The sequence below is a fragment of the Blautia sp. ZXY-1-B12 genome (assembly GCF_056339915.1).
In genome coordinates, this window is sequence record NZ_JBWJVP010000067.1 from 17,933 (window position 1) to 28,959 (window position 11,027).

Below are 11,027 nucleotides of genomic sequence, written 5' to 3' on the forward strand. Positions count from 1 at the left end.
TGAATTATTATAATTTCTTACCTGTAAGCATTTCATAACCCTGAAGATATTTTCCAATTGTCTTATCCACAATGTCCTGCGGAAGTGTCCAGTCATTGTCCGGATTTGCTTTCAGCCAGTCACGTGCAAACTGTTTGTCAAAGGATGGCTGACCATGTCCCGGTTCATATCCTTCAGCAGGCCAGAAACGGGAGCTGTCCGGTGTGAGCATCTCATCACCGATCACCATGTTTCCGTCTTTATCCAGGCCAAATTCAAATTTGGTATCTGCGATAATGATTCCCTTGCTTAATGCGTATTCTGCACATTTCTTATAAAGTGCAATTGTATTATCACGAAGTTTTGCAGCTAATTCCTCTCCTCTTCCCGGGAAATATTTCTCAAGGTGAGCGATACTCTGCTCATAGGAGATATTTTCATCATGATCGCCAATCTCAGCCTTTGTGGACGGAGTATAGATCGGCTCAGGAAGCTTGTCAGATTCCTTCAGTCCTTCCGGTAATTCAATGCCGCAGACTTTACCTGTCTTTTTGTAGCTTTCCCAGCCGCTTCCTGTAATATATCCACGAACAATACACTCGATAGGCAGCATTTCAAGCTTACGGCACATCATGCTGTTTCCATCAAATTTCTCCTGCTGGAAAAATTCAGGCATATCTTTTACATCTACAGAAATCATGTGGTTCGGCAGAATGTCTTCTGTCATGTCAAACCAGAACTTGGACATCTGAGTCAGTACAGTTCCCTTCTTGGTTACCTGATTGTTCAGGATAACATCAAAGCAGCTGATGCGGTCTGTCGCAACCATGATCAGGCTGTCACCGTTGTCATAAATCTCACGTACTTTACCTTCTTTGATTGGTTTCATTTCCTGCATTTTTTCGCACCTCAATATTCGTTATGTAATTTGTAAAACTCCAAAATCATCGGCCTTGGCCGAAATTACTGTATTACCGTACCACTATCTCTGTAAGATTGTCAATACACTGAATTTTATTTAGCTTTGCTGATAAAATGTAAGCAAATATGAATTCCACTTCATATCCTGAAATGGCTTTATTCATCCTTCGCCCATCCGTAAGAATATTTCACAGCTTTATTCCATCCTTTAATCTTTTGCTCTCTTGTTTCTTCGGTGATAGACGGGTAGAATTTCTGGTCAATGGACCAATTGTGGCGCACTTCTTCTTTACTGCTCCAGTAGCCTACTGCCAGACCTGCCAGATAAGCAGCCCCCATTGCAGTTGTCTCAACACAGCATGGACGGTTGACCGGTGCATTGATAATATCTGCCTGTGTCTGCATCAGGAAATTGTTGGCACTGGCTCCGCCATCAACTTTTAATGCCGCCAGATTAATGCCTGAATCTGCTTTCATGGCATTTAGTACGTCATTTACCTGATAGGCAATAGATTCCAGCGTTGCGCGGATAATATGATATTTGTTCACACCGCGGGTAATTCCTACAATCGTACCTCTCGCATACTGATCCCAGTGGGGAGCTCCCAGTCCTGTAAAGGCCGGCACAACATAACATCCATGTGTATCTGATACTTTATTTGCCATATACTCGGAATCTTCAGAGGAATCAATTACCTTTAATTCATCTCGCAGCCACTGGATAGCTGCACCTGCAACAAAAATTGATCCTTCCAATGCATAGGTTACCTTTCCGTCCAATCCCCATGCAATCGTAGTAACCAGTCCGTTTTTTGAAAAGACAGGTTTTTCTCCTGTATTCATCAGAAGAAAACATCCTGTGCCATAAGTATTTTTTGCTTCTCCGGCATTAAAGCAGGTCTGGCCAAACAAAGCAGCCTGCTGATCACCTGCTGCACCTGCAATAGGGATAGCACCGCCAAGGACTGCCGGATCTGCTTTTCCATAAATACAGCTGGATGGCATTGGTTTGGGAAGCATGGACTTTGGAATGTCAAGTTCATTCAGAATTTCCTGATCCCACTGTAAAGTATTGATATTAAAAAGCATGGTTCTGGATGCATTGGAATAATCTGTAACATGGACTCTGCCCTTTGTCAGTTTCCAGATCAGCCAGGTTTCCACAGTTCCAAACAAAAGCTGCCCTTTCTGCGCTTTCTCTCTGGCTCCTTCTACATTGTCCAGAATCCACTTTATTTTTGTTGCAGAGAAATAAGCATCGATCACAAGCCCTGTTTTCTCCCTGAATTTCTCAGTCAGTCCTCTGGCTTTCAGCGAGTCGCAGTATTCCGATGTTCTGCGGCACTGCCATACGATCGCATGATAGACAGGTACGCCGGTATTTTTATCCCATACGATTGCAGTTTCTCTCTGGTTTGTGATTCCGATCGCAGCGATCTTTGAAGCATCTGCTCCGATCTTGGTCATTGCCTCTACTGCCACACCCAGCATACTGGCCCATATCTCATCTGCATCATGTTCTACCCAGCCCGGTTTCGGGAAATACTGGGTAAATTCTCTCTGTGCAACACTTAAACGTTCTCCCTTTTCATTAAACAGGATACAGCGGTTGCTGGTCGTCCCGGCATCCAGTGCCATAATATATTTTCCCATAAAAGATTTCCTCCGTTCTCTTTCATTATTATAACCATACCACAAACATCTAAAGGTTGCTATTCTTTTTTATTCATGTTATGATGCAGACAAAACGAAACGTTACTGCTATTATAGAAAGATGGAGTACAATATTTTGAAGAAAAAAGAATTTATTTTTATAGGTGGTATTCTTATTCTTGCACTGGCGATGTGGGGAGGAATGTCTCTTATAAATAAGGGCAGTCATGGTTCCATCCGTATTACTGTAGACGGAAAAGAATATGGAACTTATTCTCTGGAAAAGGATCAGACGATTAAAATCAACGATACAAATGTCTGTGAGATCAAAGACGGTCAGGCACGTATGATCTCTGCACAATGCCCCGATCATCTGTGTATGAAACAGAAGGCAATCGATGAAAAAGGAGGCACCATCGTATGCCTCCCTAATAAAGTCGTTATTGAAGGGGAAAAAAGTACTGACAGTAAAAAAACTGACGAACCGGTAATTGACACAGTAACCTGAGCTCTCCGTTGCCTGTAACTGAATAACTGTTTCACAGTTCGGCTAAAAAGCAAAATTTAAAGGCATCATATTATACGGCAGCTATATGATGATACACACCAGCCCGCCCTTACTGTCATTGACAATTTTCTGCATGGTATCCTGAAGCTTTACCTGGCTTTCTTCGCTGATAGCTGCAATCTTGCTTCGGATGCCATCCTGTACCAGCTGCTCAATGGATTTACCGAAAATATTAGTCTCCCAGATACTCTCCCCCCTCTGGCTGCCTTCGTCAATATACTGGATCAGATCCTTTGCCTGCTGTTCTGTTCCTACTATGGGAGCAATTTCAGTTTCTATATTTGCCTTTATCATATGGATAGACGGACTCTTTGATTTTATCTTTACTCCATATTTATTTCCCTGTCGGATCACTTCAGGCTGTGCGATCTCAATCTCATCCAGATTCGGGACAACCACACCATAACCGGTTCCACGCACTGCTTCCAGTGCAGCCTGCACTTTTACATATTCCTCTTTCATATGTACCAGTTCCTGCATTGTATGGATCAGTTCATATTCACTCTCCATTTCGATCCCACTCATCTGACTGAGCATCCTGTAATAATATTCTTCCTTTATGCGTATTCTTACCTTTACTGTTCCATCGGATAAGCCTACATCTTCCAGAAGGGAATCCTGTACATAAGGTCCGGATAATTTTACAGATTCCTTTGCGATATCACGTATATGCTGCATACTTTTCATTTTATCCCTGATCTGTGAAAGGATCTGCTGTTTTAATTCATGCTCCAGGGGAAGCATTTCTACCCAGCGCGGAATAAAAAACTGAATCTGACTGACAGGAAATTCATATAAAACCTTCTCCAGAATCCTGGCAATATCTTCTTTTCTCAATTGGTCACAGTTTACTGTCAGAGCAGTTACCTTATATTTCTGTTGAATTTCTTCCGCTGTTTTCAGAGCCGCATCTTTATATGGCATCTGCGAATTTACCAGCACGATAAATGGTTTCTGCTGTTTTTTCAGTTCCTGAATAGTCTTCTCTTCTGCCTCCGGAAAATTGTCTCTGGGAAGTTCACCGAAACTTCCGTCAGTTGTGACCACAATACCTATTGTGGAATGCTCCTGAATTACTTTCTGTGTTCCGATGCGTGCGGCCTCGCGAAATGGGATTGCCTGCTCAAACCAGGGAGTTTTTACCATTCGTTCTTTCCCGTCCTCCGTCTGCCCGGATGCACCCTTTACCAGAAAACCCACACTGTCGATCAGGCGGATCTTTACCTGCTGATCTTCTCCGAGAGTGATGGGAACTGCTTCTTTGGGAATAAATTTTGTTTCTGCTGTGGTGATGATTTTGCCTGATCCGCTTAAAGGAAGCTGATCTCTGATCTCTGCCTGCTTTGTATCTGACATCTGCGGCAATGCAACAAGTTCCATGAATCTGCGGATAAATGTAGATTTTCCTGTGCGGACAGGTCCTACGACCCCTATGTATATATCTCCCCCTGTACGGGCCTGGATATCACGATACACCTGAAAATTTTCCATAAAAATAGCCCCCTTGCATATTTACACATAACCTTCATGTATTGTTATAAAATATGCAAGGAAGCTTTAAAATATTCTATTTATCATTTGGATATATTGTTACTGTTCACACACCACTATCCCGCGAGGTGTTTTGGCATGAATATGCCAAAATCCCGAGACATACAAGCCAAAATTCTATTGCCGCAGGCAATCTGGAATGAATTTTGGCTACGTTACTGTGAACGGAGTGAACAGTAATGACATATTGTTACTGTCAGGTATCACAGATGTTCTTTAATAGGAATCATTGTGAAGCAGATGATGCTCTTTGCCTTTCAGAAGTCCGTTGTAAAGTTCCAGAACTAACGGGTTTTCATCGGATTTCTTAATGATAGTTGTATTATCTGCATTATACAGGCCCTTAGCTCTCAGAGCTTTGGTTCTGTCGCCGGATCTTGTCGGCTGTCCGCCACCCATGATACATCCGCGGCGGCATGCCATGATCTCGATCAGATGATATTCTTTCTCACCATTCTTAACCTGTTCCATAACGGTTCTTGCATTTGCAAGGCCGCTGGCAACACAGATATTAAGGTTCATTCCTTCATAAGGAACTGTAAATTCCTTGATTCCCTCATCTCCACGAACACCGCATTCTGCGATCTCATGCATGGTTTCTTTGCTGTGATCCGGAGTCAGGCGGCGGAGAACTGCTTCTGTAACACCTCCTGTAACACCAAAGATAACACCACCACCGGAGCCGAAGCCAAACGGCATATCACAGGCTTCCGGATCAAGAGTTGCAAAGTCAAGACCAAAGTTGTCGATCATGCGGAGCAACTCTGTAGTTGTAATAACGATATCTGTATCCTGTTCACCGTCTGTGAAGCTGTTCGGACGAACTGCTTCTGCCTTCTTGGCTGTACATGGCATAATAGAGATCATAACTGTTTTCTTGCCGCCGGCATGCTTCGGATCGCGGAAGTACTCTTTGATTACTGCGGAGAGCATTCCCTGTGGAGAACGGCAGGTAGAAAGATTCGGAATATAATCCTTGTACTGGTCTGTGATAAACTTCACCCATGCAGGACAGCAGGAAGTAAGAAGCGGAAGTTTCTCACCCTTCTTAATTCTGTCAAGGAACTCGGCACTCTCTTCCATAATAGTAAGGTCAGCACTGAATGAAGTATCATAAACTTCATCGAATCCCATTCTGTGGAGAGCATTGACAATCTTACCCATAACACTCTTGCCTTTGGTCAGTCCATAATGATCACCTACTGCGACACGTACTGCAGGAGCAATCTGAGCAACTACACGTATATTCGGATCAGCAAGTGCTTCCCATGCCTCGTCCATATGTGTCTTGATCGCAATAGCACCTGTTGGGCAATATACACGACACTGACCGCAGTTTACACATTCTGTCTCTGCGATTTTTTTGTTAAATGCAGGCATTACCATGGCCTCAGTTCCCCGGAATGCAAAGCCTAAAGCTCCGATTCCCTGAAGTTCTTCGCAGGCACGTACGCAGTCACCACACAGAATACATTTGTTTGGATCACGAACCAGAGAAGGAGAACTTGTATCCAACTCATGATATTCCCTGGTATTTTTGAAACGGATTGTCTGTACGCCCAACCTGTGTGCCAGTTCCTGAAGGACACACTCACCACTCTTGATACAGGTTGTACAGTCACGACAATGTGCTGCAAGCAATAATTCTACAATTAGTTTTCTGTATTTCTTGACTCTTCCGGAATTGGTATAGATCACCATTCCATCTCTTGGCTGTTCAGAACATGAGGCAAATGTTTTTCCCCTCTCGTCTTCAACTGTACATAAACGACAGGCACCAAAAGTGGATACCTCTGAGTGGTAGCACAGTGTCGGAATATTGATCCCTGCCTTGCGGATGACAGACAGGACATTTTTTTCATCGGTAAATTCTACCTTTCTACCGTCAATTATCATATGGCCCATAGTGTATCCTCCCTTCTATGCTTCCACATATACTGCATCAAAGTTACAGTTGTCCTTACATGCACCGCATTTGATACAGATGTCGTTATCAATGTGATATGGATGTTTAATCTTACCTGAGATCGCACCTGCCGGACAGTTCTTTGCGCATTTACCGCAGCCAATACAGAACTCAGGGTTGATGTGGAACTGACGAAGAGCAGTACATACTTTTGCACGGCATTTCTTATCGCGGATATGTTCCTCATATTCATCGCGGAAGCGTTTGAGAGTACTGATAACAGGAAGAGGTGCACTCTTGCCAAGTCCGCACAGAGCCATGTTCTGAACCATATTTGCAAGCTCTTCCAACTCATCCAGATCGGACATCTCACCCTTGCCATCTACGATCCTCTCCAGGATCTCCAGCATACGTTTGGTACCCTCACGGCACGGTACACATTTACCGCAGCTCTCACGCTGGGTGAAGTTCATAAAGAATCTGGCAACCTCAACCATACAGGTATTCTCGTCCATAACTACCAGACCACCAGATCCCATAATCGCATCTAATTTTTTGACAGAATCAAAATCAAGAGGTGCATCCAGCTGGTCAAGGATCAGACATCCGCCGGACGGACCGCCGATCTGGACGCCCTTAAATGCGGCGCCACTCTTTAAACCACCACCGATATCATAGATAATGTGGCGGAGTGTGGTTCCCATAGGAACCTCGATCAGACCGGTATTCTCGATAGAACCGGTCAGTGAGAAGGTTTTTGTTCCGGGGCTTCCCTCTGTACCGATGGTGCGGAACCAGTCTGCTCCCTGAAGAATGATCTTCGGTACATTGGCATAAGTTTCTACATTATTAAGAACTGTAGGTTTACCCCACAGACCTTTCTCTACTGTACGGGGCAGTTTTACACGAGGCATACCTCTGTTACCCTCGATAGATGCGGTAAGTGCCGAACCTTCTCCACATACGAAAGCTCCGGCACCTCTGTTGATATGTAAATGGAAGTTTACACCGGAATTTAAAATATTATCACCTAACAGGCCATATTTTTCTGCCTGTTCAATCGCCATCCTAAGTCTCTTTACAGAAAGAGGATACTCTGCACGAACATAAATATATCCATTCTCCGCACCGACTGCGTAGGCTGCAATAGTCATACCTTCGATCATCTTATATGGATCACCTTCCATGACGGAACCATCCATAAATGCACCGGGATCACCCTCATCACCATTACATACAACATAGCGGGTTTTCTCTGCCTGGCGTGCAACCTGAGACCATTTCTTGCCTGCCGGGAATCCTGCACCGCCACGACCGCGAAGCCCGGATTTAGTTACTTCATCAATAACTTCCTGCGGGGACATGCTTCCCATCACTTTTGCAAGTGCCTGATAGCCTCCCACAGCAATATACTCTTCGATAGATTCCGCATCGATTTTTCCACAGTTTTCAAGAACGATACGTGTCTGTTGATTTAAGAAAGGAATATCATCAGGATGTGGACAGACTGTATTATTATCTCGATAAAACAGTCTCTCTACAGGTTTCCCTTCCAATATAGTTCTCTCCACAATTTCCTTACAGTCTTCCGGCTGTACGTGAACATACTGATAATCATATGGTTCAATTCTCATCAGAGGTCCAAGTTCACATAAGCCCTGGCACCCTGTCTTGATCACGCCTACATGAGGCACATCCTTCTGCATTTCAACTGTTACTCCATCAATTCTCTCACAGAGTACTGAGCATCTCTTCATAAATCTTCTGCGCTCCGGATGCGATACATCCGGTACCTGAACAGACAAGAACGCGGCAGGTATAAGATTTAATCTGCTCATTTACTTCAGCCTGCTTATTTAACAGGTCTTCTTTACTCTTAATACTCATACGCACTCTCCTCTCAGTTTATTCAAAAGTTCTACAGCTTTCTCAGGAGTCATCTTCGGATGTACTTCATCATTGACAGTCAGTGTGGGGGCAAGTCCACATGCACCCAGACAGGATACTGTTTCTACGGTAAAAAGCATGTCATCTGTAGTGTGTTTCTTGTTGCTCAGTCCAAGTTCCTTCATCAAAGCCTCTTTTACAGGCATGGATTTTCTCACATGACAGGCTGTTCCGTCACACACTTTAATGACATATTTCCCTTTCGGCTCAAAAGAAAAATTCTCATAGAATGTGGCGACACTGTAGGCCTTGGCTTCTTTTACTCCGATTTCTTTCGCTACATAAGTCAGCAATTCTCCCGGCAGGTAACGATATTCCGCCTGAATATCCTGCATGATCGGAATCAGCGATGCTGCTGTACGTCCGTAGTGCTCGATGATCTCATCCGCTTTTCTGTAATAAGACTGGTCTAACATTCGGTTCCCTCCTTAAATAGTAATTTTGATACATCGGTTTTAATATAGTACCGATATATCGATTCCCACGCAGCTTTAGTTATTTTCAACATATGTGCTGTTGATATTATACATTATATAGTTGTTTTGCACAATATCATTTTTGAAATTTTCTGAAATTAATTTATAACAATTTGTTATAGATGTATAGTATTCATAAATGTATATAAATGAAAAGCAATTTCTTTAACAGGGTTGTTAATTTAATAGCAATATCAAAACAAAAAAAGATCATTGAAAAGAATATTATCTTCTTCTCAATGACCTTTCTGGAAATGGCTGCATTATTTAATTTCATGTTCCTCATGGAAATGCTTATATTTTTCTATAAACATCAACAGAAAGCTGATCATAAGGAATCCACAGGAAACCCAGATCATTCTGATTCCATAGCGTATGGACAGATTTCCACCAATGCCGGCACCCAAGGCAAACATAAGGATGATTCCAAAATAATACATCGCCTGTTTTAGCTGTTTTGATTTTTTTTCACGAAAATAAACTGACAACGCAGCTGTACCACTGCGCAAATTACCGATACACATAGTACTTGCATAGGAATATCCGTTTACTTTGCGGAAGGACTGTACCTGCATTGCACAGGCGAAAGATGCCATGGCATTTGCCAGCATATTGTATTCGGTTGGCAGGAAACCTACTGTAAATAAGATCAGGATTTCTGCCAGCAGAACACCCTGCCGCCAATGGAGCTTCTGAGCATATTTATAATTTGCCTGTATTTTCTCCGCAACCCATACGCCCAGTGCAAAGAAAATAATAGGAAAGAAGTATCCCAGTCCTGCTGTCAGTTCTCCTGCCATAAAGTGCTGGCTCATAAGAACGACGTTTCCTGTCTGTGCATTACAGAATACTTCGTTTCTTGCATTATAGGTGTAAGCATCCTGAAAACCTCCTGACAGTGCCAGGAATGCACTGTTTAAAAAGGCTTCCGACATTTGTATTTCGTGTTGATTATGATCTTTCATGATTTTCCCCGTTCAAGTTTATTTGCAGTTATCTCCTGTACGGATAACTGCCTTTATTCTTTTACCGTTTATTTTCAAACATTCGAAATCCGCTGCTTTACTGCGTAAATCGCTGCTTTCTCATGTTTGGCGGGTCCCTTTTTGACCCTGATTATCATGTTATACGTTTATAGGTCAAATGTAAAAGATATAATTCATATTATTGTATATATGATTTTTATATATTGGATACAATATATATATAATTTTGGCTATATAAAGCAACTTCCATATACTGTATGTCTACAGCATATGGAAGTTATTTTTTTATGTATCTGCAGAATTACTTATCTCCGTGTTCTTTGAGATATTCTGCTTTTCCCATCTCATACAGATTATTGCCTTCTGAGTCAATGATGACTACAAGAGGCATATCCTCTACATACAATTTACGAAGTGCTTCTGCTCCCAGATCTTCATAGGCGATCAGTTCGGCCTTTTTGATGCATTTTGCAAGAAGCGCACCTGCACCGCCGATAGCTCCGAAGTATACACCATCATATTTCTTCATGGCGTCTACTACTTCCGGAAGGCGGGCACCTTTACCGATCATTCCTCTTGCTCCCACAGACATCATTGTGGGTGCATAGGCATCCATACGTCCGCTGGTTGTAGGACCTGCAGAGCCGATGACTGCGCCTGGTTTTGCAGGAGTTGGTCCTACATAGTAGATGGTTGCATCTGTAGGATCAAATGGAATTTTTTCCCCTTTTGCAAGGGCCTCACACATTCTCTTGTGTCCTGCATCACGGGATGTATAAATAGTACCTGTTAATAATACCTGATCACCTGCATGGAGAGTTCTTGCCAGCTCTCTAGTAAGTGGAAGTGTAATTTTCTTTCTTTCCATCTCAGATCACCTCCGATTTATGGCGGGTTACATGGCAGTTGATATTAACTGCACATGGCATACCTGCAATATGAGTCGGCATTGTTTCAATATTCAGGCCGATGGCTGTTGTCTTTCCGCCAAATCCCTGAGGTCCGATTCCAAGCTTGTTTACTTTTTCCAGCATTTCTTT

General features: G+C 42.9%; 9 protein-coding genes and 1 pseudogene. 1 reads left to right on the forward strand and 9 read right to left on the reverse strand.

Annotation, left to right across the window (positions count from 1 at the left end; all coding sequences use genetic code 11):
• Window positions 1-7: 7 nt before the first annotated feature.
• Entirely contained in the window at window positions 8-877 is an 870-nt protein-coding gene (locus AC075L_RS05075) for a phosphoribosylaminoimidazolesuccinocarboxamide synthase (RefSeq protein WP_020993888.1), read from the reverse strand.
• A 179-nt stretch (window positions 878-1,056) separates the two neighbouring features.
• On the reverse strand, window positions 1,057-2,553 hold the full coding sequence (glpK, locus tag AC075L_RS05080) for a glycerol kinase GlpK (RefSeq protein WP_025577002.1): 1,497 nt from the start codon (window positions 2,551-2,553) through the stop codon (window positions 1,057-1,059).
• A gap of 136 nt (window positions 2,554-2,689) precedes the next feature.
• Here glpK and AC075L_RS05085 point away from each other — a divergent pair, with 136 nt between their 5' ends.
• The gene (locus AC075L_RS05085) at window positions 2,690-3,061 is read left to right on the forward strand and encodes a NusG domain II-containing protein (RefSeq protein ID WP_173680806.1); all 372 of its coding nucleotides are present in this window, start codon (window positions 2,690-2,692) and stop codon (window positions 3,059-3,061) included.
• An 81-nt stretch (window positions 3,062-3,142) separates the two neighbouring features.
• Here AC075L_RS05085 and spoIVA read toward each other — a convergent pair whose 3' ends face one another.
• The 7 genes and pseudogenes from spoIVA to AC075L_RS05120 form a co-directional block, all read right to left on the reverse strand.
• Window positions 3,143-4,612 (reverse strand): stage IV sporulation protein A, encoded by a 1,470-nt coding sequence (gene spoIVA / locus AC075L_RS05090; RefSeq protein ID WP_476387274.1) that lies wholly within the window; start codon window positions 4,610-4,612, stop codon window positions 3,143-3,145.
• Window positions 4,613-4,888: 276 nt separating this feature from the next.
• A complete protein-coding gene (locus tag AC075L_RS05095; protein ID WP_196049221.1) occupies window positions 4,889-6,577 on the reverse strand; it encodes a [FeFe] hydrogenase, group A in 1,689 nt (562 codons plus the stop codon).
• Window positions 6,578-6,592: 15 nt separating this feature from the next.
• Window positions 6,593-8,465, reverse strand: a pseudogene (locus tag AC075L_RS05100) (NADH-ubiquinone oxidoreductase-F iron-sulfur binding region domain-containing protein).
• Entirely contained in the window at window positions 8,462-8,941 is a 480-nt protein-coding gene (locus AC075L_RS05105; protein WP_008703034.1) for a complex I 24 kDa subunit family protein, read from the reverse strand. The pseudogene AC075L_RS05100 and the gene AC075L_RS05105 overlap by 4 nt, the downstream one beginning before the upstream one ends.
• Window positions 8,942-9,264: 323 nt before the next feature.
• The gene (locus AC075L_RS05110; RefSeq protein WP_025576998.1) at window positions 9,265-9,966 is read right to left on the reverse strand and encodes a YoaK family protein; all 702 of its coding nucleotides are present in this window, start codon (window positions 9,964-9,966) and stop codon (window positions 9,265-9,267) included.
• Window positions 9,967-10,288: 322 nt separating this feature from the next.
• The gene (locus AC075L_RS05115; protein ID WP_022380686.1) at window positions 10,289-10,855 is read right to left on the reverse strand and encodes a Fe-S-containing hydro-lyase; all 567 of its coding nucleotides are present in this window, start codon (window positions 10,853-10,855) and stop codon (window positions 10,289-10,291) included.
• Between the two features lies 1 nt (window position 10,856).
• The coding region (locus AC075L_RS05120; protein WP_476387275.1) for a fumarate hydratase at window positions 10,857-11,027 on the reverse strand (171 nt) is incomplete at its 5' end.